35 protein-coding genes and 2 pseudogenes are annotated in these 21,442 nt (G+C 39.8%); 1 reads left to right on the top strand and 36 read right to left on the bottom strand.

Features of this window, described 5'->3' with window-relative positions:
- Positions 1–69: 69 nt before the first annotated feature.
- The 35 genes and pseudogenes from truA to rpsJ form a co-directional block, all read right to left on the bottom strand.
- The gene (gene truA / locus JCM9157_RS11200) at positions 70–834 is read right to left on the bottom strand and encodes a tRNA pseudouridine(38-40) synthase TruA (RefSeq protein WP_035664778.1); all 765 of its coding nucleotides are present in this window, start codon (positions 832–834) and stop codon (positions 70–72) included.
- 56 nt (positions 835–890) lie between these two features.
- Positions 891–1,652, bottom strand: a complete 762-nt coding sequence (locus tag JCM9157_RS11195) for an energy-coupling factor transporter transmembrane component T family protein (protein WP_052013094.1) — start codon at positions 1,650–1,652, stop codon at positions 891–893.
- 2 nt (positions 1,653–1,654) lie between these two features.
- Positions 1,655–2,517: pseudogene (locus tag JCM9157_RS11190) on the bottom strand (energy-coupling factor ABC transporter ATP-binding protein).
- A complete protein-coding gene (locus JCM9157_RS11185; RefSeq protein WP_035664777.1) occupies positions 2,493–3,326 on the bottom strand; it encodes an energy-coupling factor transporter ATPase in 834 nt (277 codons plus the stop codon). The pseudogene JCM9157_RS11190 and the gene JCM9157_RS11185 overlap by 25 nt, the downstream one beginning before the upstream one ends.
- Positions 3,327–3,508: 182 nt before the next feature.
- A complete protein-coding gene (rplQ, locus tag JCM9157_RS11180) occupies positions 3,509–3,871 on the bottom strand; it encodes a 50S ribosomal protein L17 (RefSeq protein WP_035664776.1) in 363 nt (120 codons plus the stop codon).
- 81 nt (positions 3,872–3,952) lie between these two features.
- Complete coding sequence (locus JCM9157_RS11175; protein ID WP_035664775.1) at positions 3,953–4,897, bottom strand: DNA-directed RNA polymerase subunit alpha; 945 nt, start codon at positions 4,895–4,897, stop codon at positions 3,953–3,955.
- Between the two features lie 165 nt (positions 4,898–5,062).
- Positions 5,063–5,455 (bottom strand): 30S ribosomal protein S11, encoded by a 393-nt coding sequence (rpsK, locus tag JCM9157_RS11170; RefSeq protein ID WP_035664773.1) that lies wholly within the window; start codon positions 5,453–5,455, stop codon positions 5,063–5,065.
- 20 nt (positions 5,456–5,475) lie between these two features.
- A complete protein-coding gene (rpsM, locus tag JCM9157_RS11165) occupies positions 5,476–5,841 on the bottom strand; it encodes a 30S ribosomal protein S13 (RefSeq protein ID WP_035664771.1) in 366 nt (121 codons plus the stop codon).
- Positions 5,842–5,861: 20 nt separating this feature from the next.
- The gene (gene rpmJ, locus JCM9157_RS11160; RefSeq protein WP_003322638.1) at positions 5,862–5,975 is read right to left on the bottom strand and encodes a 50S ribosomal protein L36; all 114 of its coding nucleotides are present in this window, start codon (positions 5,973–5,975) and stop codon (positions 5,862–5,864) included.
- A 100-nt stretch (positions 5,976–6,075) separates the two neighbouring features.
- Positions 6,076–6,294, bottom strand: coding sequence for a translation initiation factor IF-1 (gene infA, locus JCM9157_RS11155; RefSeq protein ID WP_035664769.1), 219 nt, complete (start codon positions 6,292–6,294; stop codon positions 6,076–6,078).
- A 4-nt stretch (positions 6,295–6,298) separates the two neighbouring features.
- Positions 6,299–6,607: a KOW domain-containing RNA-binding protein gene (locus JCM9157_RS11150; protein WP_035664768.1), complete on the bottom strand. Its 309-nt coding sequence runs from the start codon at positions 6,605–6,607 to the stop codon at positions 6,299–6,301.
- A gap of 18 nt (positions 6,608–6,625) precedes the next feature.
- Positions 6,626–7,372 (bottom strand): type I methionyl aminopeptidase, encoded by a 747-nt coding sequence (gene map / locus JCM9157_RS11145; RefSeq protein ID WP_035664766.1) that lies wholly within the window; start codon positions 7,370–7,372, stop codon positions 6,626–6,628.
- Positions 7,369–8,022: an adenylate kinase gene (locus JCM9157_RS11140; protein WP_035664764.1), complete on the bottom strand. Its 654-nt coding sequence runs from the start codon at positions 8,020–8,022 to the stop codon at positions 7,369–7,371. Before JCM9157_RS11140 ends, map begins: the two co-directional genes overlap by 4 nt.
- A 69-nt stretch (positions 8,023–8,091) precedes the next feature.
- The gene (gene secY, locus JCM9157_RS11135; RefSeq protein WP_035664762.1) at positions 8,092–9,384 is read right to left on the bottom strand and encodes a preprotein translocase subunit SecY; all 1,293 of its coding nucleotides are present in this window, start codon (positions 9,382–9,384) and stop codon (positions 8,092–8,094) included.
- A complete protein-coding gene (gene rplO / locus JCM9157_RS11130; RefSeq protein WP_035664761.1) occupies positions 9,384–9,824 on the bottom strand; it encodes a 50S ribosomal protein L15 in 441 nt (146 codons plus the stop codon). The genes secY and rplO overlap by 1 nt, the downstream gene beginning before the upstream one ends.
- 32 nt (positions 9,825–9,856) lie before the next feature.
- Entirely contained in the window at positions 9,857–10,045 is a 189-nt protein-coding gene (gene rpmD, locus JCM9157_RS11125) for a 50S ribosomal protein L30 (protein ID WP_034631470.1), read from the bottom strand.
- Between the two features lie 13 nt (positions 10,046–10,058).
- Positions 10,059–10,559: a 30S ribosomal protein S5 gene (gene rpsE / locus JCM9157_RS11120; RefSeq protein WP_035664758.1), complete on the bottom strand. Its 501-nt coding sequence runs from the start codon at positions 10,557–10,559 to the stop codon at positions 10,059–10,061.
- A 21-nt stretch (positions 10,560–10,580) separates the two neighbouring features.
- On the bottom strand, positions 10,581–10,940 hold the full coding sequence (gene rplR / locus JCM9157_RS11115; RefSeq protein ID WP_035664755.1) for a 50S ribosomal protein L18: 360 nt from the start codon (positions 10,938–10,940) through the stop codon (positions 10,581–10,583).
- Between the two features lie 30 nt (positions 10,941–10,970).
- Complete coding sequence (gene rplF / locus JCM9157_RS11110; RefSeq protein WP_035664753.1) at positions 10,971–11,507, bottom strand: 50S ribosomal protein L6; 537 nt, start codon at positions 11,505–11,507, stop codon at positions 10,971–10,973.
- A gap of 33 nt (positions 11,508–11,540) precedes the next feature.
- Positions 11,541–11,939 carry a 30S ribosomal protein S8 gene (gene rpsH / locus JCM9157_RS11105; RefSeq protein WP_035664752.1) on the bottom strand — a complete coding sequence of 133 codons (399 nt, stop codon included), beginning with the start codon at positions 11,937–11,939 and terminating at the stop codon, positions 11,541–11,543.
- Positions 11,940–11,968: 29 nt separating this feature from the next.
- Positions 11,969–12,154, bottom strand: coding sequence for a type Z 30S ribosomal protein S14 (locus JCM9157_RS11100; RefSeq protein ID WP_012957149.1), 186 nt, complete (start codon positions 12,152–12,154; stop codon positions 11,969–11,971).
- Between the two features lie 30 nt (positions 12,155–12,184).
- Entirely contained in the window at positions 12,185–12,724 is a 540-nt protein-coding gene (gene rplE / locus JCM9157_RS11095; RefSeq protein ID WP_035664751.1) for a 50S ribosomal protein L5, read from the bottom strand.
- Positions 12,725–12,750: 26 nt separating this feature from the next.
- Entirely contained in the window at positions 12,751–13,062 is a 312-nt protein-coding gene (rplX, locus tag JCM9157_RS11090; protein WP_035664812.1) for a 50S ribosomal protein L24, read from the bottom strand.
- A 48-nt stretch (positions 13,063–13,110) separates the two neighbouring features.
- Positions 13,111–13,479: a 50S ribosomal protein L14 gene (gene rplN / locus JCM9157_RS11085; protein WP_035664749.1), complete on the bottom strand. Its 369-nt coding sequence runs from the start codon at positions 13,477–13,479 to the stop codon at positions 13,111–13,113.
- Positions 13,480–13,513: 34 nt separating this feature from the next.
- Positions 13,514–13,774: a 30S ribosomal protein S17 gene (gene rpsQ, locus JCM9157_RS11080; RefSeq protein ID WP_035664746.1), complete on the bottom strand. Its 261-nt coding sequence runs from the start codon at positions 13,772–13,774 to the stop codon at positions 13,514–13,516.
- A gap of 17 nt (positions 13,775–13,791) precedes the next feature.
- Positions 13,792–13,995, bottom strand: coding sequence for a 50S ribosomal protein L29 (gene rpmC, locus JCM9157_RS11075; RefSeq protein WP_003322618.1), 204 nt, complete (start codon positions 13,993–13,995; stop codon positions 13,792–13,794).
- Positions 13,985–14,419: a 50S ribosomal protein L16 gene (rplP, locus tag JCM9157_RS11070; RefSeq protein WP_035664744.1), complete on the bottom strand. Its 435-nt coding sequence runs from the start codon at positions 14,417–14,419 to the stop codon at positions 13,985–13,987. The genes rpmC and rplP overlap by 11 nt, the downstream gene beginning before the upstream one ends.
- A gap of 2 nt (positions 14,420–14,421) precedes the next feature.
- Entirely contained in the window at positions 14,422–15,081 is a 660-nt protein-coding gene (gene rpsC / locus JCM9157_RS11065; RefSeq protein ID WP_035664741.1) for a 30S ribosomal protein S3, read from the bottom strand.
- A 3-nt stretch (positions 15,082–15,084) separates the two neighbouring features.
- Entirely contained in the window at positions 15,085–15,426 is a 342-nt protein-coding gene (gene rplV, locus JCM9157_RS11060) for a 50S ribosomal protein L22 (protein ID WP_035664740.1), read from the bottom strand.
- 28 nt (positions 15,427–15,454) lie between these two features.
- Positions 15,455–15,733, bottom strand: a complete 279-nt coding sequence (gene rpsS / locus JCM9157_RS11055) for a 30S ribosomal protein S19 (protein WP_035664739.1) — start codon at positions 15,731–15,733, stop codon at positions 15,455–15,457.
- 60 nt (positions 15,734–15,793) lie between these two features.
- Positions 15,794–16,624 carry a 50S ribosomal protein L2 gene (rplB, locus tag JCM9157_RS11050; protein WP_035664738.1) on the bottom strand — a complete coding sequence of 277 codons (831 nt, stop codon included), beginning with the start codon at positions 16,622–16,624 and terminating at the stop codon, positions 15,794–15,796.
- A gap of 28 nt (positions 16,625–16,652) precedes the next feature.
- A complete protein-coding gene (gene rplW, locus JCM9157_RS11045; RefSeq protein WP_034745215.1) occupies positions 16,653–16,943 on the bottom strand; it encodes a 50S ribosomal protein L23 in 291 nt (96 codons plus the stop codon).
- Positions 16,943–17,565 (bottom strand): annotated as a pseudogene (gene rplD / locus JCM9157_RS11040) (50S ribosomal protein L4). Before rplD ends, rplW begins: the two are co-directional and overlap by 1 nt.
- A 26-nt stretch (positions 17,566–17,591) precedes the next feature.
- A complete protein-coding gene (rplC, locus tag JCM9157_RS11035; protein ID WP_035664734.1) occupies positions 17,592–18,221 on the bottom strand; it encodes a 50S ribosomal protein L3 in 630 nt (209 codons plus the stop codon).
- 88 nt (positions 18,222–18,309) lie between these two features.
- Complete coding sequence (gene rpsJ / locus JCM9157_RS11030) at positions 18,310–18,618, bottom strand: 30S ribosomal protein S10 (RefSeq protein WP_017729599.1); 309 nt, start codon at positions 18,616–18,618, stop codon at positions 18,310–18,312.
- A gap of 317 nt (positions 18,619–18,935) precedes the next feature.
- On the opposite strand from rpsJ, the gene JCM9157_RS11025 reads away from it, so the two are divergent.
- Entirely contained in the window at positions 18,936–20,135 is a 1,200-nt protein-coding gene (locus JCM9157_RS11025) for an MFS transporter (protein ID WP_235714919.1), read from the top strand.
- Positions 20,136–20,185: 50 nt separating this feature from the next.
- Here the strand turns inward: JCM9157_RS11025 and tuf are convergent, their stop codons facing one another.
- The gene (gene tuf, locus JCM9157_RS11020) at positions 20,186–21,376 is read right to left on the bottom strand and encodes an elongation factor Tu (RefSeq protein WP_035664732.1); all 1,191 of its coding nucleotides are present in this window, start codon (positions 21,374–21,376) and stop codon (positions 20,186–20,188) included.
- Positions 21,377–21,442 lie beyond the last annotated feature (66 nt).

Genomic DNA, 21,442 nt, shown 5'->3' with positions numbered 1-21,442 from the left:
ACCCAATGTCAACAACTTGTTACACTAGGACTCGTTGTCATAGCATTATTTTTCAAAAAATTGTCTCTATTAATAGTTCTCACTAAAAATATCATTATTGTAATATACTTTCCTAAGAAATAATCCGTTTCCCGGAGCCGTTTTTCCGGCCAATGATCGATCTTTCTTTTGCAAAATATAAGACATAGAAGAAGGCTCTCTTTTCTCTACTCCGACCTCAAGTAAGGTGCCAACAATAATCCGAACCATATTATATAAAAAACCATTCCCAACAAGTTTGAACACGAGCTCGTCACCTACTAGTTCAACAGATACCCGAGATAAGGTCCTCACTTTATCTTTAACACTTGTATTTGATGCACAGAAAGAACTAAAGTCATGGGTACCCATTAAAAGAGATGCCGCTTCTTCCATTTTGGGGTAATTGAGTGGAAATGGGAAATGGTACGTTGTATTTCTTTTCCACACATCTGGTTTTTGCTCTATAAGTACTCTGTAATGATATTCTTTTTGAATGGCATCATATCGCGAGTGAAAATCATCCGGTACGACTGCAGCTTCTATAATCCGAACATCATCAGCTAAACAAGAGTTTATAGCTTTCGGCCATCTCTCTACTGGTATTTGGAGTGTTGTATCAAAGTGAATGACTTGCCCTCTTGCATGAACACCGGTATCTGTTCTTCCCGAAGAATGAATCCGAATCTCAGTTCCTTTATGCAAAGTAGCAAGTGCTCTTTCTATTTCCGATTGAACCGTTCGTTTACCTGGTTGTACTTGGTACCCAGAAAACTGCGTACCATCATACATGGCCCATAACGCCATACGCCGCATTCTAATTCACCTCCTACATTACATATATCTAATTACAACAATTGTCATTCCGAAGCTTATACAGCGATTACAGCCACTGTGTCTTGTCTTTGCCATTGTAACAAGCGAAACTTAGATCTGCCTTCACCACCGCGGTAACCTCTAGCTTCCATCGCTAAAGCTAAATCCTCAGCTCTTTTAAACGCACTAATAAATAATGGGATTAACAGGGGTAAGAGAGCTTTTATACGTTTTCCCCATGGACCCGTTGTAAAGTCAACCCCTCTTGCCATCTGTGCCTTCATAATCTTTTCTGTTTCTTGCATCAGAGTAGGAATGAATCTTAATGCAATGGACATCATTAACGCTAATTCATGAGCAGGTAAACCCACCTTTTTAAGTGGATTCAAAATCATCTCTAAACCATCCGTTAAATCTATTGGTTTAGTCGTTAACGTAACAAGTGATGTCAGCATGATAATCGTTATAAAACGAATGGCAATAAAAATACCTTGTTTGACTCCTTCTTCATAGATTGTAATAAAACCTAAACTATAGATGATATTGCCTTCTCTTGTCATGAACAAATGCAGTATAAACGTAAATAGAACAAGCCATAAAATAGGTTTTGTTCCTTTATAAATAAATAGTAGCGGTACCCTAGATAACAGGACCATCGTTAATGTAAAAAGAATAATAATACCATTTGCTAACCAATTATTTGCTAAAAAAATTATAAAGACTAATATGAACACACTAATTAATTTTGAGCGTGGGTCTAAACGGTGTAATAGAGAGGAAGCAGAAACATATTGTCCAATAATCACATTTTGTAACAACCCTACCCCTCCTTCTCTACTAGCCTTGCTATGTATTGTGACGCTTCTTTAAGATCAAAGGTAGTAGGAATCGACTCAATCTGAAAAGCCTCTTTCAAACGCTGTAAAAAGGCTAATGTATTAGGCAATCCAAGTCCAATCTCCTCCAAACGATTAGCTTGTTCAAAGATAAACTCTTTATTACCAGACATCTCTACGTTTCCAGCATGCATGACTATAATTTGATCTGCGTATTTGGCAGCTACCTCCATATCGTGAGTAACTAAGATAGTCGTCGTCTTGTTTTTTTGATGGTAATTCAAAAACAGTTGCATCATTTGTTCACGGCCTTCAGGGTCGAGACCTGCTGCTGGTTCATCAAGTACTAACACAGACGGGTTGCTTGCTAACACACCTGCAATCGCTACTCGTCGCATTTGCCACCACTTAAGTGAAAGGGGGATCTAGGAAGGAAACTTTCGTCTAGTCCAACTGTTTCTATTAATTCCTTAGCACGCCGCTTAGCAAACTCTTCTGTCAAACCGAAATTGAGTGGTCCAAAGCAGATGTCCTTCTCTATCGTTTCTTCAAACAATTGATGCTCGGGGTATTGAAAAACAAGTCCGACTTCTTTGCGTAGTTTCGATAAATCTTTTTTCTTTTCACCTGCTTTTATTTCATAGGAGCCAATTTGAACTGAGCCCGTTGTTGGGCGAAGAAGTCCATTAATGTGCTGAATTAGCGTCGACTTTCCTGAGCCTGTATGACCAATAATAGCAGTAAAAGAACCAGAAGGAATGTTAATAGATACATTATCAAGTGCTTTCTTTTCAAAAGGAGTACCACGCATATATAAATGTTCTACTTCACTAAATATAATTTCCATAGTTCAGAGATCAACTCCTCTTCCGTTAAACACACTTTAGATATTGCCACTCCATTAACGTTTAATTCGTTCTGTAGTTGGAACACATAAGGTAGTGTCAGTCCCATTTCCACTAATAGATTTGGATTCTCATAAATTTCAACAGGTGTAGCATCCTTTAATAATTTTCCTTGATGAAAAATCAACATTCGGTCGGCAAATACCGTTTCATTCATATCATGAGTGATAGATATAATGGTCATTCCACGTCTATGAAGCATTTGCATCGTTTCTAAAACTTCCTTACGTCCAATCGGGTCTAACATAGATGTTGCCTCGTCAAAAACAATGACCTTTGGCTCCATCGCCATCACACCTGCAATCGCAACTCTTTGCTTTTGCCCTCCAGATAACCGGTGTGGCTCTGAGTCTAATAAATGACTAATCCCTATTAACTTTGAATATTCTTCAATACGTTCTTCCATAACATCACGAGGTAGCCCTAAATTTTCTAAGCCAAATGCTAGGTCATCTTTAACTGTAGTTGCTACAAATTGATGATCGGGATTTTGAAATATCATACCAACGCATTGACGAATCGACCATACGTTTTTTTCAGATGATGTAGATAATCCACTGACTTTTACAGTTCCAGAAGTAGGAGTTAATAACCCATTAATAAGACGACCAAATGTTGATTTTCCAGAACCATTTCTCCCTAGTACAGCAATCCATTCGTTTTCATTAATGGAGATAGATACAGATTGAAGAGCAGGTTGCTCTGCTGATTCATATTGAAAGTTAATTTTATCAAATTGAATAAATGACACAAAAGATCCCCCATTTCGAACGTGCCTATAATTTATCAAATTATATAACTAGTGAAGAAAAAACACTCGAGCCGGTACAACTATTTTTATGTAAAACAAAAAAGGGCCCAGAGTCAAAGCGTAAGTGCTCAGATCTGAATTGCCCTTTGTCGTCTCATCTATTCACTCTTCTAATAGAAGAATTATACTAGCTCGATAATCACCATTGGAGCGCCGTCTCCACGACGAGGACCAACTTTAAGAATACGAGTATAACCACCTTGACGCTCTTCATAGCGAGGTGCAATATCAGAGAATAATTTTTGGATAGCGTCTTGACCAGACTCAGTGTCAGCTACTTCTCTACGAATGAAAGATGCAACTTGACGACGTGCATGAAGATCTCCGCGCTTACCAAGTGTAATCATTTTCTCAACGATTGAACGAAGCTCCTTTGCTTTTGCTTCAGTAGTTTCGATGCGCTCGTTAATGATAAGGTCAGTAGCTAAATCACGGAATAAAGCTTTACGACCAGAACTATCACGACCTAATTTTGCGTATGCCATGTTCGTTTCCCTCCTTTGTTACCTGCCCACAAAAAGGAGCAATTACTTATATTATAAACGATTAGAAGAAAGATTCCTTAGTTAATCTTCTTTACGAAGACCTAGACCAAGTTCTCCAAGCTTCTCTTGAACTTCTTCAAGTGACTTACGACCAAGGTTACGAACTTTCATCATGTCTTCTTCAGACTTATGAGTTAGTTCTTGAACCGTATTAATACCCGCACGCTTTAGGCAGTTGTAAGAACGAACAGATAAATCTAGTTCTTCAATAGTCATTTCAAGAACTTTCTCTTTCTGATCTTCTTCTTTTTCTACCATAATCTCAGCGTTCTGAGCTTGATCAGTCATTCCTACGAAGATGTTTAAATGCTCAGTTAAGATTTTAGCACCTAAAGAAACAGCTTCTTCAGGGCGAATGCTTCCGTCAGTCCAGACATCAAGAGTTAGTTTGTCATAGTTAGTTACTTGACCGACGCGAGTATTCTCTACTTGATAATTTACACGTGAAACCGGTGTGTAAATGGAATCAATAGGAATAACTCCAATTGGTTGATCGTCGTTCTTATTCCCTTCAGCAAGGACATAACCACGACCACGCTTTGCAGTAAGACGCATATGTAAATGCGCACCTGAAGCAAGCGTTGCGATATGAAGATCTGGATTTAGAACTTCAACATCACTATCATGTGTTAAATCATTTGCTGTGACAACTCCTTCACCTTGAATATCAATTTCAAGGGTCTTCTCTTCATCTGAATAGATTTTAAGAGCAAGTTTTTTCAAGTTCAAAATAATTGTCGTTACATCTTCTACTACACCTTCAACGGTCGAGAATTCATGTAGGACAGAATCAATCTGAACAGAAGTTACAGCAGCGCCAGGTAAAGAGGATAGAAGAATACGACGTAGGGAGTTTCCTAAAGTTGTACCATAACCACGCTCTAATGGTTCAACGATAAATTTTCCATACTTTGCGTCTTCACTTACTTCAACCGCTTCAATATTTGGCTTTTCAATTTCAATCATCAAACAAACCCTCCTTCAAAACGTCGAACTCCGGTAGACTGCAAGGATTGCCTAACCGGATAACCAGTAGGCAATTCCAAAGCTTTACACCATTTTGCCAACAGGACTGTTATCGCTCTATCCATTATTGACAATTTAGGGAAATCTATACAATGATTGATTCCGTTATACTCTACGACGTTTTGGCGGGCGACAACCGTTGTGAGGAACTGGAGTAACATCTTTAATCATGTTTACTTCTAGTCCTACTGCTTGTAAAGAACGGATCGCTGCTTCACGACCTGCACCAGGTCCCTTAACAGAAACCTCGACAGTTTTCATGCCATGCTCCATTGCAGCTTTACCAGCTGTTTCAGCAGCCATTTGAGCAGCAAATGGAGTAGATTTACGAGAACCTTTAAAACCTAATCCACCAGCACTTGCCCAAGAAATTGCGTTACCATGCGTATCTGTAATCGTCACAATCGTGTTATTGAAAGTTGAGCGAATGTGAGCAACACCCGTTTCAACATTTTTACGTTGACGACGCTTTGGACGAGTATTCGTTTTCTTAGCCATTTTTTATGCGACCTCCTTTACTATTTCTTCTTGTTAGCTACAGTACGACGTGGACCTTTACGTGTACGAGCATTGTTTTTAGAATTTTGTCCACGAACTGGTAGACCACGACGGTGACGAATGCCACGATATGAACCAATCTCAATAAGACGTTTAATGTTTAGTGAAACTTCACGACGAAGGTCACCTTCAACTGCGTGCCCTTCAACAGCTTCACGGATACGTCCTAATTCTTCTTCTGTAAGATCACGAGTGCGAGTATCCTCAGATACACCTGCTTTCGCAAGAATTTCAGACGATTTAGCTTTGCCGATTCCATAGACATACGTTAGTGAAATAACTACGCGTTTATCACGAGGAATATCGACGCCTGCGATACGTGCCATGTGCTGCACCTCCTTATATATTAACCTTGTTTTTGCTTATGCTTAGGATTTTCACAAATAACCATTACCGTCCCTTTACGACGGATAACTTTACACTTTTCACAAATAGGCTTGACTGATGGTCTTACCTTCATCTTATAAACCTCCTATATGGTACGGAGTGCACTGATTAGATTCTAATCAGATTAAAGCAAAACAATAAAAAATTATTTTGCTAGTCGCTCTCGCAACGTATTATTTGTAACGATATGTGATTCGTCCACGTGTTAGATCATAAGGCGAAAGTTCAACAGTCACCTTATCACCAGGGAGAATTCGAATGAAATGCATACGAATCTTTCCAGAAACGTGGGCAAGAATCTTATGACCATTTTCTAGTTCAACGCGAAACATTGCATTTGGAAGAGGTTCAATAACCGTACCTTCCTCCTCAATAACATCTTCTTTAGCCACAGGTTCACTCTCCTTCCTTCAGTAAATCAGAGTGTTGCTCTAGGAAATTAGTAATCGCATAGCGTAACTTTCCATTAGTAACACGTCCTGTTTCTTTAAAGCTGCCCTTAACTTCATCAGCAATGTAATCAATCAATTCTAAGTGATTCAAGTTTTTTTTCTTTGCTCGGTCCACTTTTCGCTTATCGCCATCCGCAATTTTAACAAAACGTTCATCAAGTACTTCAATAATTATATTATATTGTCCTTGATCACGACCTTTAGTGCAAAGAACAATCTGACCAATCTCCGGAGTCATACCAGAGTCTTGCATCTTCCCCATCACCTACAATTAAACTTTTGTTAAGATTTCATAACCTGATTCCGTAATAGCAATCGTATGCTCAAAGTGTGCACAATTCTTTCCGTCAACTGTAACAACCGTCCAATTATCAGAAAGAGTTCGTACATAGCGTGTACCAGCATTAATCATTGGTTCAATCGCAAGTACCATTCCAGGTTTCAGTCTCGGTCCTTTACCAGGCGGACCATAATGAGGGATTTGAGGATCCTCATGCAAGTCTTGCCCAACTCCATGACCAACATACTCACGTACAACTGAATAGCCTAAAGGCTCGACATAAGCTTGGATAGCATGTGATATATCTGACAAGCGATTACCTGCTTTCGCAAACTCTAACCCTTTAAAAAGAGAGGCTTCCGTCACATCAAGTAATTCTTGATCTTTATCAGAAATTTGACCAACTGCATAAGTCCAGGCAGAGTCCCCATGGTAGCCATTATAAAAAGCACCAATGTCTACACTAATTACGTCGCCATCTTTAAGCACTCGCTTCCCAGGAATTCCGTGCACTAATTCCTCATTTACCGAAGCACAGATGCTACCTGTAAACCCATTATAACCTTTGAATGAGGGAGTCGCTCCGTGCGAACGAATCAACTTTTCAGCGATCTCATCCAAATCCTTTGTTGATATGCCAGGCTTGATATGTTCCTTTAAAGCTTGATGCGTTAAAGCAACAATTCGACCGGCTTCTCGCATGATTTCTAATTCACGTTCAGTCTTACATATGATCATGCATGAAGTCCTTTCAAGAGCTGGTTGATATCTTCAAATACTTTATTAATGTCTTGGTCACCATTAATCTCACGCAAATAGCCTTTTTCTGTATAGAAATCGACAAGAGGTTTTGCTTGAGCTTGATTGACTTCAAGACGTTTTTTAACCGTTTCAGGCTTGTCATCATCACGCTGAATTAATTCGCTACCATCTAAATCACAAATACCTTCTTGTTTAGGAGGATTAAAGATTACATGATAGGTCTTTCCAGATGTTGGTGACACTCGACGGCCAGTCAGACGATCCATAAGAAGCTTTTCTGGAACTTCTACATTCAGAACATAATCAAGTTTACGTCCCATTGAACTTAACAGCTCTTCTAATGCTTCCGCTTGAGCAACTGTACGTGGGAATCCATCAAGTAAAAACCCTTTTTGACAATCATCCTTCATTAATCGTTCACGAACAATACCTATCGTTACTTCATCAGGAACAAGTTCACCTGCATCCATGAAAGACTTAGCTTTTAAACCAAGTTCAGTTTCACCTTTAATAGCCGCACGGAACATATCACCTGTAGAAATATGAGGAATACCGTAATCTTGAACAATTCTTTCAGCTTGTGTACCTTTACCAGCGCCAGGTAGGCCCATTAAAATTAAATTCATTCCAATCTCCTCCATCTCCGATTTAACAACAGAAGGCGAACGGGAAGATACTCTTCCCAGATCCCCTTATTACTTAATAAAGCCTTTATAAGAACGTTTAATTAGTTGACTTTCGATTTGTTTCATCGTGTCTAATGCTACACCAACTACGATTAATAATCCAGTACCACCGATTTGAACAGCAGGTGGAAGATCCATTAACCTAGTAAAGAAAACAGGGATAATAGAAACCGTAGCAAGGAATAAAGCACCAACAAACGTTAGTCGATATAAAATGCGTGTTAAGTAAGTCTGTGTTGTCTTACCGGGGCGAATGCCTGGTATATAGCCACCTTGTTTTTTAAGGTTTTCAGCCATTTTTTCCGGATTAACTTGGATAAACGTATAGAAATACGTAAAACCAATAATTAATAAAGCATAAAAAATCATACCAATCGGTTGTGTATAATCAAACGTCCTAGTCACCCATGCAGCAATCGGATTTTCGGTTCCAAAAAATCCAGCAACTACTGGTGGAAACATGAAAAGAGAAAGAGCAAAAATGACAGGAATTACACCAGCAGCGTTAACTTTTAATGGTAAGTGTGTAGACTGACCACCAACTGGACTACGTCCAACTAAACGTTTTGCATACTGGACTGGAACTTTTCTTAAAGCCTGTTGAACAAAGATTACGACTACTATAATCGCAAGAACTGCAAGAGCCATTAAAAGTACAGTGACAATGCTTAAAAATAATTGCTCACCAGCACCTTCAATTTGCTGTACGTAGATTTGGTTAATCCCATTCGGAATTCCAGCCGCGATACCAGCAAAGATAATGATTGAAATACCATTACCAACGCCTTTTGCAGTAATTTGTTCACCCAACCACATTAAGAAGGCAGTACCAGAAGTTAAGACAAGAGCAATAAAAAGATATGTTGGAACTGTTGGGTTTGGAATTAAACCAGGAAACAATGAATTAAATCCGATTGACATCCCTAAAGCTTGAATAAAACCTAATACAATCGTTCCATAACGGGTAAACTGAGCTAATTTACGTCGACCAGCTTCCCCTTCTTTTGCCCATTCAGCAAATTTAGGTACAACGTCCATTTGCAATAACTGCACTACGATTGAGGCAGTAATGTATGGCATAATACCCATTGCAAAAATCGAAAAGTTCCCTAAAGCTCCACCACCAAACGTATTTAAAAACCCAAATGCATTCGCTTGATCATAGAAATTAAGAACATCCTTGTTCGATCCTGGAACAGGAATAAAACTTCCGATACGAAAGACAATGAGCATAAGTAGGGTGAAAATCACCTTTTGGCGTAAATCACCCACTCGAATAATGTTGGAGATCGTCCGGAACATTAAATCACCTCAGTTTTTCCGCCAGCAGCTTCGATAGCTTCTACTGCAGATGCTGAAAACTTATGTGCTTTAACAGTCAATTTATTTTCAAGTTTCCCATTACCAAGAATCTTGATTCCGTATTTGACGTTCTTCACAGTACCTGTCTCGATAAGAAGTTCCGGTGTTACCTCAGTACCCGCTTCAAAGCGGTTTAATGTATCAAGGTTTACTACTGTAAACTCCTTACGAGTAGGGTTTGTAAATCCGCGTTTCGGAAGACGACGGTATAAAGGGTTTTGACCACCCTCAAAACCAGGACGTACACCTCCGCCAGAACGTGCGTTTTGACCTTTGTGTCCTTTTCCTGCTGTTTTACCGTTACCAGAACCGATACCGCGACCTACACGGTTACGTACCTTACGTGATCCTTCTGCAGGTTTCAACTCATGAAGTTTCATGTCGACACCTCCTCGTATTTATAGATAAGCAATTAAGCTTCGATTTCTTTAACAGTTAAAAGGTGAGATACCTTGTTTACCATACCACGGATCGCAGCGTTGTCTTGTTGAACAACTGTTTGGTGCATTTTACGCAAACCAAGAGTATTCACAGTAACGCGTTGGTCTTCCGGGCGTCCGATAAGACTACGAGTGAGGGTAATTTCTAATTTCTTAGCCATTTACTTTCCCTCCTTAACCTAATAGTTCTTCCACGGACTTGCCGCGAAGTTTAGCAACCTCTTCAGCACGTTTTAAACCTTTAAGTCCTTGCATAGTAGCACGAACCATGTTAATTGGGTTATTTGAACCAAGAGATTTTGAAAGAATATCACCAATACCAGCTAATTCTAGCACCGCACGAACTGGTCCACCAGCGATGATCCCAGTACCTTCAGATGCGTTTTTAAGGAATACGCGTCCAGCACCAAAGTGTCCAACGATCTCATGCGGGATTGTAGTTCCAACAACTGGTACTTCGATAAGGTTTTTCTTTGCATCTTCTACAGCCTTACGAATTGCTTCTGGTACTTCTTGAGCTTTACCCATACCAAAACCAACGTGGCCATTTTTATCGCCAACAACTACTAATGCAGCAAAGCGGAAACGACGTCCACCTTTTACTACTTTAGCAACACGATTGACAGCTACAACTTTTTCTTCAAGTTCCAACGTATTAGGGTCAATACGACGCATTCGTTTTCCCTCCTTTTTTCTTTAGAATTGCAAACCAGCTTCGCGGGCTGCTTGCGCAAGTGTTGCTACACGTCCGTGATAAATATAACCACCACGGTCAAATACAACTACTTTATGTCCATTTTCAATCGCACGTTTTGCAACGAGTTCACCTACTAGTTTAGCCGCATCTGTTTTCGTTGCATCTGCAGCTACCTCTGAATCAAGCGTAGATGCAGAAGCAAGAGTAACACCATTTACATCATCAATAAGTTGAGCGTAAATGTGTTTAGATGAACGGAAAACATTTAGGCGAGGACGTTCAGGTGTTCCTGTGATCGTACGACGAACATGTGCATGTCGCTTCTTACGAGCTACGTTTTTATTACGCTTCGTAATCATTGAACGTCAGTCCTTTCCGTGAGTTAGTGATTATTTACCTGTTTTACCTTCTTTACGACGAATATATTCGCCTTCATAACGAATACCTTTACCTTTATAAGGCTCTGGTAAACGTACAGAACGGATGTTAGATGCAATTGCACCTACACGCTCTTTATCAATACCTTTTACGATTACTTTTGTGTTAGCAGGAACTTCAATTTCAATTCCTTGCTCAGGAGTAATCTCAACTGGATGAGAGTAACCAACGTTAAGTACAAGCTTTTGACCTGACTTAGTAGCACGGTAACCTACCCCAACAAGCTCAAGAGTACGTTCGAAACCTTTTGTAACACCTTCAACCATGTTATTGATTAAACTACGAGTTGTACCGTGAAGTGCACGGTGTAACTTGTTGTCAGAAGGACGTTCAACGGTAACTTCGTTTTCTCCGATTACAACTTTCATATCCTCATGAAGGTTACGGCTAAGTTCACCTTTAGGACCTTTAACAGTAAATAAAGTTCCATCAAGTGTAACAGTAACTCCACTTGGTACTTCTACTGGCTTTTTACCAATACGAGACATTCTTGTACACCTCCGTTCATTTTAAGGATTGTATTACCAAACGTAAGCTAATACTTCGCCGCCTACTTGTTGTTGACGAGCATCCTTATCTGTCATTACACCATTAGATGTTGAAACTAATGCGATTCCTAACCCGCCTAATACACGAGGAAGTTCACTTGCTTTTGCGTATACACGTAGACCAGGCTTACTAATACGCTTAAGACCAGTAATTACACGCTCATTTGTTGCACCATATTTTAAGAAGATGCGAATTACACCTTGCTTGTTATCTTCGATGTATTCGTAATCACGAATAAAACCTTCACGCTTAAGAATTTCAGCAATTTCCTTCTTCACCTTTGAAGCAGGTAATTCTAATTTCTCGTGGCGTACTGTGTTAGCATTACGAATACGAGTAAGCATATCTGCAATTGGATCTGTCATGACCATAATTATTTACCTCCTTCCCGTTCTTGGGATTACCAACTAGCTTTTTTCACACCAGGAATTTGCCCTTTGTGAGCAAGCTCTCTGAAGCAAATTCTGCAAAGTTTAAACTTACGTAAAACTGAATGAGGACGACCGCAACGTTCACAACGAGTATACTCTTGTACTTTATACTTTTGTGTGCGTTTTTGCTTTGCAATCATTGATTTTTTCGCCAACGTTTTCCCTCCTCTTCGAAACGACTTGGATTATTTTTGAAATGGCATTCCCATTTGAGTTAAAAGTTCACGAGCTTCTTCATCCGTGTTAGCAGTTGTTACAAGAACAATATCCATACCACGAACTTTGTCTACTTTATCATAATCAATCTCAGGGAAAATTAACTGTTCTTTTACACCTAGTGTGTAGTTACCGCGACCATCAAAGGCTTTCTTTGAAATACCGCGGAAGTCACGAACACGAGGAAGTGATACAGTAATTAATTTATCAAGGAATTCAAACATACGCTCACCACGAAGAGTTACCTTCGCACCGATAGGCATACCTTCACGTAATTTGAAACCAGCGATAGATTTCTTAGCTTTAGTTACTAATGGCTTTTGACCAGTAATTGTTGTTAATTCTTCAACTGCTTTGTCAAGAGCTTTTGCATTTGATACAGCATCACCAACACCCATGTTAATAACGATCTTTTCAAGTTTTGGTACTGCCATAACAGATGAATAGTTAAACTTCTCAACTAGAGAAGGAACGATTTCACTTGTATACTTTTCTTTTAATCGACTCATGCGATTGACCTCCTTTCACACACTGACTACTTATCTAAAGATTCGCCAGACTTCTTAGCAATACGTACCTTTTTACCGTTCTCTACTTTGTAACCTACACGAGTAGGCTCACCAGACTTAGGATCAATAGGCATAACGTTGGAAGAATGAATAGGTGCTTCAATATTCAAGATTCCACCTTGTGGGTTATCCTGAGAAGGTTTAGCATGCTTCTTCACGATGTTAACACCTTCAACAAGTACACGATTCTTCTTCGGGAACGCCTCAAGGATTACACCTTGTTTCCCTTTGTCTTTTCCAGAGATGACCTTTACTGTGTCACCTTTTTTGACATGCATATTTGCCATGTTCGCACCTCCTTGACAGGGCCTTTCAATTATCTTCTATTAAAGAACTTCAGGAGCTAGTGATACAATCTTCATGAATTGGTTATCACGAAGTTCACGTGCAACTGGTCCAAAAATACGAGTTCCGCGTGGGCTTTTGTCATCACGAATGATAACAGCAGCATTTTCATCAAACTTGATATATGAACCGTCATTACGACGAGCTCCGCTCTTAGTACGTACGATAACAGCTCTAACAACGTCACCTTTCTTGACAACGCCACCTGGTGTTGCTTGTTTTACCGAGCAAACAATAACATCACCAATATTAGCTGTCTTACGACCAGAACCACCTAATACTTTAATACAAAGTACTTCACGTGCACCAGAGTTATCTGCAACTTTTAAACGGGATTCTTGTTGAATCATACAAACTTACCTCCCTTCGAACCAAGGATTTCTATTAGATAATAACCGCTTCTTCAACGATCTCAACTAAACGGAAACGTTTGTCTTTAGAAAGCGGACGAGTTTCCATAACTTTTACTACATCGCCAATCTTAGCGCTATTGTTTTCATCATGTGCTTTGTACTTTTTAGAGTACTTAACGCGCTTACCGTAAAGACGATCTCTTTTATAAGTTTCTACAAGAACAGTGATAGTTTTATCCATCTTGTCAGAAACAACACGTCCAGTGTAAACCTTACGTTGGTTGCGTTCCATTTTCGCAAACCTCCTTTTTAGCCGTTGTTAATTCCAAGCTCACGTTCACGCAATACTGTTTTCGCACGCGCAATTGCTTTACGAACTTCACGAATACGGGCTGGATTATCCAATTGACCAGTCGCTAGTTGAAAGCGAAGGTTAAATAGTTCTTCTTTAAGTGATTTCGTCTTTTGCTCAATTTCAGCAGTGGTTAAGTTACGAATATCATTAGCTTTCATTTGCGTCACCACCCACTTCGTTACGTTTTACAAACTTACATTTCACCGGTAATTTATGAGAAGCTAAACGTAAAGCTTCGCGAGCAACTTCTTCTGAAACACCAGCAATTTCAAACATAATCTTTCCAGGTTTGACAACAGCTACCCATCCTTCAGGAGCACCTTTACCAGAACCCATTCGAACTTCTAAAGGTTTAGCAGTGTAAGGCTTAGAAGGGAAAATCTTGATCCAAACTTTACCACCACGCTTCATGTAACGAGTCATTGCAATACGAGCAGATTCTATTTGACGGTTTGTGATCCAAGAAGCTTCTAAAGCTTGTAAACCATACTCACCGAAATGAACTTCCGTACCGCCCTTCGCACGTCCACGCATGTTTCCACGGTGTTCACGACGATATTTAACACGTTTTGGCATTAACATAATTAGTTGCCTCCTTCCTCTTTTTTCGTTCCTTTCGTTGGAAGGACTTCACCACGATAAATCCAAATTTTTATACCTAATTTACCGTATGTTGTATCAGCTTCAGCTGTACCGTAATCAATATCAGCACGAAGCGTGTGAAGTGGAACAGTTCCTTCATTGTAATGTTCAGCACGAGCGATGTCAGCTCCACCAAGACGACCAGATACTTGAGTTTTAATACCCTTAGCACCAGCACGCATTGTACGTTGGATAGCTTGCTTCATAGCACGACGGAACGAAATACGATTTTCTAATTGACGAGCGATATTTTCAGCTACAAGTTTCGCATCCATATCAGCTTGCTTGATTTCAAAGATGTTAATATGAACTCTCTTACCAGTTAGTTCATTTAACGCCTTACGTAGCGCTTCAACTTCTGAACCGCCTTTTCCGATCACCATTCCTGGCTTAGCAGTAGAAATTGTAACATTTACACGGTTAGCAGCACGTTCAATTTCAATTTTAGAAACAGAAGCGTCTTTTAAACGTTTTTCAATATACTCACGAATTTTAATATCTTCGTGTAGTAATACAGCATAATCTTTATCAGCGTACCATTTTGACTCCCAGTCTTTAATAACGCCAACTCGAAGTCCAGTAGGATTAATCTTTTGACCCACGTGTTATCCCTCCTTCTTTTCTGTTACAACTAATGTAATGTGGCTAGTACGTTTGTTAATACGGCTAGCACGTCCCATAGCACGTGGACGGAAACGTTTTAAAGTAACACCTTCGTCTACAAACGCTTCGCTAATTACAAGGTTGTTTGGCTCCATTTCGTAGTTATGTTCAGCGTTCGCGATTGCAGAGTTTAAAAGCTTTTCTACAACTGGAGAAGCAGCTTTAGGCGTGTGACGTAGAATAGCTACAGCCTCACCAACTTGCTTACCACGAATCAAATCAATAACCAAGCGCACTTTACGAGGAGCAATACGAACTTGTCTTGCTACTGCTTTAGCTTGCATAGGATTGACCTCCTCTCTTACTTACATATTAACGTCTTGTTTTCTTATCATCAGCTGCATGACCTTTATACGTACGAGTTGGTGCGAATTCACCAAGTTTGTGACCAACCATGTCCTCAGAAACGTATACAGGCACGTGCTTACGGCCATCATAAACTGCGATTGTGTGACCGATGAACTCAGGAAAAATCGTTGAACGACGTGACCAAGTTTTGATGACTCTCTTATCCTCAGTTTCATTCATTGCTTCAACTTTCTTCATAAGATGATCATCGACAAAAGGTCCCTTTTTCAAACTACGACCCATGAGAAAACCTCCCTTCGTGATTGTGCTACGGTTCTAATAGAGAACCGCAGTGCAACCCCGTTATTTTTTACGACGACGTACAATGTACTTATCTGACGCTTTGTTTTTCTTACGAGTTTTGTAACCAAGAGTTGGTTTACCCCATGGTGACATTGGAGATTTACGTCCGATTGGAGAACGTCCTTCACCACCACCGTGTGGGTGATCATTCGGGTTCATAACAGATCCACGTACAGTTGGGCGTTTACCTAACCAACGTGAGCGACCAGCTTTACCGATATTAACTAACTCATGCTCAAGATTACCAACTTGACCGATAGTAGCACGGCAAGTAGCTAAGATGTAGCGTGTCTCACCAGAGTTCAAACGAACAAGAACATAATCTCCTTCTTTACCAAGCAATTGAGCTTCTGTTCCAGCAGAACGGACTAATTGTCCACCTTTTCCAGGCTTAAGTTCGATATTGTGAATCACAGTACCAACAGGAATATTTTTAAGTGGTAAAGCATTACCTACTTTGATATCCGCTTCTGCACCAGATTCGATCATCATATCAACTTTAAGTCCTTTTGGAGCAAGAATGTAACGTTTTTCACCATCAACATAGTTGATAAGTGCGATGTTAGCAGAACGGTTTGGATCATACTCGATCGTAGCAACGCGGCCTGGAATACCATCTTTGTTACGTTTGAAATCAATCACACGATATTGACGCTTATGTCCGCCACCTTGGTGACGTACAGTTAACTTACCTTGGTTGTTACGTCCGCCTTTTTTGTGTAAAGGTGCTAGTAACGATTTTTCCGGCTTATCAGTAGTGATTTCCGCGAAATCTAATACGGACATACCACGACGGCCGGCACTGGTTGGTTTATACTTCTTAATCGCCATTTTCAGTTCCCTCCTTCTCTATTACTTCTTATACACCTTCAAAGAACTCTAATTCTTTGCTCTCAGGTGATAATGTAACGATCGCTTTTTTACGACGAGCTGTGTAACCCGTGTAACGACCAAAACGCTTTGATTTACCTTTATAATTCATTGTGTTTACTTTATCAACTTTCACTTCAAAGATCTCTTCAATAGCATCTTTGATTTGAGTTTTGTTAGCACGTACATCAACTTCGAATGTATATCTCTTATCACTCATTAGATCAGTTGAACGTTCAGTAATCACAGGGCGCTTAATGATATCACGAGCGTTTGACATTACGCAAGCACCTCCTCTACCTTTTGAACGGCGTCTTTCGTAATAACAAGCTTATCATGCTTAAGCACATCAAGCACGCTTACACCCTCAGCAGTAACAAACGTTATGCCAGGAAGATTACGTGCAGAAAGAGCAACTGCTTCGTTATAATCAGCTGTTACAACTAATGCTTTACGATCAATAGAAAGACCAGAAAGAACTGCAGCCATTTCTTTTGTCTTTGGTGCATCAAATGATAAGTTGTCTAGTACTACAATCTCTTCTGCTTGAACTTTACTAGATAAAGCAGATTTAATTGCTAAACGACGTACCTTTTTCGGTAATTTGTAGCTGTAGCTACGAGGTGTTGGTCCGAATACGACTCCACCACCAACCCATTGAGGTGAACGGATAGACCTTGACGAGCACGACCAGTTCCCTTTTGACGCCATGGCTTACGACCACCACCACGTACTTCAGAACGTCCTTTAGTTTTGTGTGTACCTTGACGTAGTGAAGCTTGTTGCATCACAACCGCGTCATGAAGCACACTTGTGTTTGGTTCGATACCAAAAACAGAATCCGCTAATTCGATATCTCCAACTTGTGAACCTGTTTGGTTAAATAAAGCTACTTTCGGCATTGATGTGTCCTCCTTTCTAATATTTCTTATTTAACTTTAACCGCACTTTGGATTTGTACATAGCTCTTTTTAGCTCCAGGAACATTTCCTTTAACTAAAAGTAGGTTACGTTCTGTATCCACTTTTACGATTTCAAGATTTTGAACTGTGATTGTTTCTCCACCCATACGTCCAGGAAGTAATTTCCCTTTGAATACACGGTTTGGAGCTACAGGTCCCATTGAACCTGGGCGACGGTGATAGCGAGAACCATGTGACATCGGTCCGCGAGATTGGTTATGACGCTTGATAGCACCTTGGAAACCTTTCCCTTTAGACGTTCCTGTTACATCAACTACATCACCTTCTGTGAATGTATCTACCTTAACTTCTTGACCTACTTCATACTCGTCAAGATTTACGTTACGGATTTCCTTGATGAAGCGCTTAGGAGCCGTGTTTGCTTTTGCAGCGTGGCCTTCAGCTGGCTTGTTAGCATTTGCTTTCTTTTGGTCTGCAAACCCAACTTGGATTGCTTCGTATCCGTCAGAATCAACAGTCTTCTTTTGAAGAACAACATTTGGTTCTGCTTCAATTACTGTTACTGGGATTACTTCACCATTTTCAGCGAAAATTTGTGTCATGCCAATTTTTCTACCTAAGATTCCTTTGGTCATCCGTTACACCTCCTATAAAAAATCATATTTTTTTTGCCATTTTCATATCATAATAATGTGTAAACATTATTTAAGTTATATTTTAAGATTAAAGCTTGATTTCAATATCGACACCAGATGGTAAATCCAAACGCATTAATGCGTCCACTGTTTGTGGTGTTGGATTCACAATGTCAATTAAACGCTTGTGAGTACGCATTTCGAATTGCTCACGAGAATCTTTGTACTTGTGAACCGCACGAAGAATTGTATATACAGACTTCTCAGTAGGAAGTGGAATCGGACCCGATACACTTGCACCTGAACGTTTTGCTGTTTCAACAATTTTCTCTGCAGATTGATCAAGAACTCTATGATCGTATGCTTTTAAACGAATGCGAATCTTTTGCTTTGCCATTATAGCCCCTCCTTTTTCGTCCATTTTATAAACAGACATACTCCGCGAAAATTTCCTACACCCTGCCATGGCAATGGGGCCTGGTGTGTCAGCAACCTTCCGCATCATCGCTGTCAATGACCAACATTCCACATTATACACAAAAAGAAAAACCAATGCAAGTGAAACTTACGTTGATCACACTTTTCCTATTATATAACCCAGAGATTAAAAAAGCAATGTCTAACTTAACTTTTATGCAAAACCTCTATTAGTAAATGCTGTAAGTTCTTTCTTCTGCTAAAATTAATAGTAGTTAATATAGTAGGAGGATGGTTGTGAACAATTCAAACAGAGTATTATGGTTTTTGGCAATAGCCCAATTTTTTGTTATGCAGGTGTGGTTTAATTACTCTTCTATTATTCCTGTCATAGAGACTGAATGGAACCTTACTTCAAGTCAATCAGGTGTAATTCTTGCTTTTTTTCACATCGGTTATGTAATTGCCATTATTTTTTACAGCTTTTTAATAACTGCTTATAACCCTAAGTACTCATTTGTATTTGGTGCCTTTTTAGCTGGTATCTCGGGACTTGCCTTTGCCTTTTGGGCTGAAGGCTTTTGGTCTGCACTACTATTACGAACTTTATCAGGAATTGGTGTTGCAGGTATCTATGTACCAGGGATGAAAATGGTAGCTGAGATCTTCCCACCTAAAAAAAGAGGTAGAGCCCTTGGTATTTATGTTGGTTCATTAGTTGTTGGTTCAGGTAGTTCACTTTTAATTTCAGCCATGTTTATCAATATTGTCGGTTGGCAGGGCGTCATTATTATTACATCGTTACTCAGTATAGTAGCTGCACTACTAATCTTAATTATCCGTATCCCAACTTCAATTAAGTTAACTAGTCAAAGTTTAACGTTTAAAAAACTTAAGGGTATCTTTAAAAAGCGTAACCTTCTTATTAATGCTGGATATACCGGACATTGCTTTGAACTTTATGCGGTTTGGTCTTGGATCGGTCCATTTTTAGTCTTTTACTTTAGCAATCAGGGATATGAGCAGGGGCTTTCGATTCAACTAGGTAATACCATGGGAGCGTTTATTATAATTATTGGAGGTTTTGCTACATATATAGGCGGAAGGTTATCCGACAAATATGGACGAGGACAGATTGCAACAATTTTTCTTATAGTAAGTATTACATGTACACTTTCAATTGGTTGGTTATCCTTTTTACCTTTATTGATCATGCTTCCTATTACTTTGTTATATGGGTTTACTATAGTAGCTGACTCACCTATTTATAATACTGCTATTACTGAAGTCACCGATCCAGAGTTACTAGGCATCGCACTAGGAGTTCAATCTGTTTTGGGATTTAGTGCGACTATCTTTGCTCCACTTATATTCGGGATCTTTTTGAATCATTATAGTTGGGGGTTGGCTTTTATGACAGTTGGGTTTATCTCATTATTTGCTCCTATTTGTATGTACTTTCTATCAAAACAAAAAATCAATTCAACTAACCTATAAACCAAAATAAAACCACCTTGACAAATGTCAAGGTGGTTAATTTGTAGTTATTACTTTTGAATAGAAGCAACAACGCCGGCACCAACAGTACGTCCACCCTCACGGATAGAGAACTTAGTACCTTCTTCGATAGCGATTGGAGCAATAAGCTCAACCGTCATTTCGATGTTGTCACCAGGCATTACCATCTCAACGCCTTCTGGAAGGTTACAAATTCCAGTAACGTCAGTTGTACGGAAGTAGAACTGAGGACGGTAGTTAGTGAAGAATGGAGTGTGACGTCCACCCTCTTCTTTTGAAAGAACATAAACTTCAGCTTTGAAGTTTGTGTGTGGAGTGATTGTACCTGGCTTAGCAAGTACTTGACCACGTTGAACTTCATCACGAGCAACCCCACGAAGAAGTGCACCAATGTTGTCTCCAGCTTCAGCATAATCAAGAAGCTTACGGAACATTTCTACTCCAGTACAAGTAGTAGATTTTGGCTCTTCAGTGATACCGATGATGTCAATTGTGTCACCAACGTTAAGTTGTCCACGCTCAACACGACCAGTAGCAACTGTACCACGACCAGTGATTGAGAATACATCCTCAACTGGCATCATGAAAGGCTTTTCTTTGTCACGCTCAGGAGTTGGGATATAGCTATCAACAGCGTCCATTAGCTCGATGATTTTCTCTTCCCAAGCAGCATCTCCTTCTAAAGCTTTAAGAGCAGAACCTTGGATAACAGGAATGTCATCACCAGGGAAATCATACTCAGATAGTAAGTCACGAACTTCCATTTCTACTAATTCAAGTAACTCTTCGTCGTCTACCATGTCACACTTGTTCATGAATACAACAAGGTAAGGTACACCTACTTGACGAGATAATAGAATGTGCTCACGAGTTTGTGGCATTGGACCATCAGCAGCAGATACTACTAAGATTCCTCCGTCCATTTGTGCAGCACCAGTGATCATGTTTTTAACATAGTCAGCGTGTCCTGGGCAATCTACGTGTGCATAGTGACGGCTGTCAGTTTCATACTCAACGTGTGCAGTTGAGATTGTGATACCACGCTCACGCTCTTCTGGAGCTCCATCGATAGCGTCATACGCCATTGCAACACCTTTACCAGAACGTTTAGCTAATACAGTAGTGATTGCAGCAGTTAGAGTTGTTTTACCGTGGTCAACGTGTCCAATTGTACCGATATTGGCATGTGTTTTTGAACGGTCAAATTTTGCTTTAGCCATGATTCATTTCCTCCCTTAATTGAACATAAGTATAAGTAAGTATTTTTTTATGGATAAGAAAGGTGA

The organism is Halalkalibacter akibai JCM 9157, assembly GCF_000513135.1.
GTDB classification, from domain to species: domain Bacteria; phylum Bacillota; class Bacilli; order Bacillales; family Bacillaceae_D; genus Halalkalibacter; species Halalkalibacter akibai.
This window is presented reverse-complemented; position numbering and strand designations above follow the sequence as displayed.

What these genes read in the sequence shown, in the direction of transcription:
- truA (WP_035664778.1), bottom strand. Translation starts at nt 834, where the DNA reads ATGCGGCGTATGGCGTTATGGGCCATGTATGATGGTACGCAGTTTTCT.
- rplQ (WP_035664776.1), bottom strand. Translation starts at nt 3,871, where the DNA reads ATGGCATACGCAAAATTAGGTCGTGATAGTTCTGGTCGTAAAGCTTTA.
- JCM9157_RS11175 (WP_035664775.1), bottom strand. Translation starts at nt 4,897, where the DNA reads ATGATTGAAATTGAAAAGCCAAATATTGAAGCGGTTGAAGTAAGTGAA.
- rpsK (WP_035664773.1), bottom strand. Translation starts at nt 5,455, where the DNA reads ATGGCTAAGAAAACGAATACTCGTCCAAAGCGTCGTCAACGTAAAAAT.
- rpsM (WP_035664771.1), bottom strand. Translation starts at nt 5,841, where the DNA reads ATGGCACGTATCGCAGGCGTCGATATTCCTCGTGATAAACGCGTAGTT.
- rpmJ (WP_003322638.1), bottom strand. Translation starts at nt 5,975, where the DNA reads ATGAAGGTAAGACCATCAGTCAAGCCTATTTGTGAAAAGTGTAAAGTT.
- JCM9157_RS11150 (WP_035664768.1), bottom strand. Translation starts at nt 6,607, where the DNA reads ATGCAAGACTCTGGTATGACTCCGGAGATTGGTCAGATTGTTCTTTGC.
- map (WP_035664766.1), bottom strand. Translation starts at nt 7,372, where the DNA reads ATGATCATATGTAAGACTGAACGTGAATTAGAAATCATGCGAGAAGCC.
- JCM9157_RS11140 (WP_035664764.1), bottom strand. Translation starts at nt 8,022, where the DNA reads ATGAATTTAATTTTAATGGGCCTACCTGGCGCTGGTAAAGGTACACAA.
- secY (WP_035664762.1), bottom strand. Translation starts at nt 9,384, where the DNA reads ATGTTCCGGACGATCTCCAACATTATTCGAGTGGGTGATTTACGCCAA.
- rplO (WP_035664761.1), bottom strand. Translation starts at nt 9,824, where the DNA reads ATGAAACTTCATGAGTTGAAACCTGCAGAAGGATCACGTAAGGTACGT.
- rpmD (WP_034631470.1), bottom strand. Translation starts at nt 10,045, where the DNA reads ATGGCTAAGAAATTAGAAATTACCCTCACTCGTAGTCTTATCGGACGC.
- rpsE (WP_035664758.1), bottom strand. Translation starts at nt 10,559, where the DNA reads ATGCGTCGTATTGACCCTAATACGTTGGAACTTGAAGAAAAAGTTGTA.
- rplR (WP_035664755.1), bottom strand. Translation starts at nt 10,940, where the DNA reads ATGATTACGAAGCGTAATAAAAACGTAGCTCGTAAGAAGCGACATGCA.
- rplF (WP_035664753.1), bottom strand. Translation starts at nt 11,507, where the DNA reads ATGTCTCGTATTGGTAAAAAGCCAGTAGAAGTACCAAGTGGAGTTACT.
- rpsH (WP_035664752.1), bottom strand. Translation starts at nt 11,939, where the DNA reads ATGGTCATGACAGATCCAATTGCAGATATGCTTACTCGTATTCGTAAT.
- rplE (WP_035664751.1), bottom strand. Translation starts at nt 12,724, where the DNA reads ATGAGTCGATTAAAAGAAAAGTATACAAGTGAAATCGTTCCTTCTCTA.
- rplX (WP_035664812.1), bottom strand. Translation starts at nt 13,062, where the DNA reads ATGCATGTCAAAAAAGGTGACACAGTAAAGGTCATCTCTGGAAAAGAC.
- rplN (WP_035664749.1), bottom strand. Translation starts at nt 13,479, where the DNA reads ATGATTCAACAAGAATCCCGTTTAAAAGTTGCAGATAACTCTGGTGCA.
- rpsQ (WP_035664746.1), bottom strand. Translation starts at nt 13,774, where the DNA reads ATGGAACGCAACCAACGTAAGGTTTACACTGGACGTGTTGTTTCTGAC.
- rpmC (WP_003322618.1), bottom strand. Translation starts at nt 13,995, where the DNA reads ATGAAAGCTAATGATATTCGTAACTTAACCACTGCTGAAATTGAGCAA.
- rplP (WP_035664744.1), bottom strand. Translation starts at nt 14,419, where the DNA reads ATGTTAATGCCAAAACGTGTTAAATATCGTCGTGAACACCGTGGAAAC.
- rplV (WP_035664740.1), bottom strand. Translation starts at nt 15,426, where the DNA reads ATGCAAGCTAAAGCAGTAGCAAGACAAGTTCGTATTGCTCCTCGTAAA.
- rpsS (WP_035664739.1), bottom strand. Translation starts at nt 15,733, where the DNA reads ATGGGTCGTAGTTTGAAAAAGGGACCTTTTGTCGATGATCATCTTATG.
- rplB (WP_035664738.1), bottom strand. Translation starts at nt 16,624, where the DNA reads ATGGCGATTAAGAAGTATAAACCAACCAGTGCCGGCCGTCGTGGTATG.
- rplW (WP_034745215.1), bottom strand. Translation starts at nt 16,943, where the DNA reads ATGTCAAACGCTCGTGATATCATTAAGCGCCCTGTGATTACTGAACGT.
- rplC (WP_035664734.1), bottom strand. Translation starts at nt 18,221, where the DNA reads ATGACCAAAGGAATCTTAGGTAGAAAAATTGGCATGACACAAATTTTC.
- rpsJ (WP_017729599.1), bottom strand. Translation starts at nt 18,618, where the DNA reads ATGGCAAAGCAAAAGATTCGCATTCGTTTAAAAGCATACGATCATAGA.
- tuf (WP_035664732.1), bottom strand. Translation starts at nt 21,376, where the DNA reads ATGGCTAAAGCAAAATTTGACCGTTCAAAAACACATGCCAATATCGGT.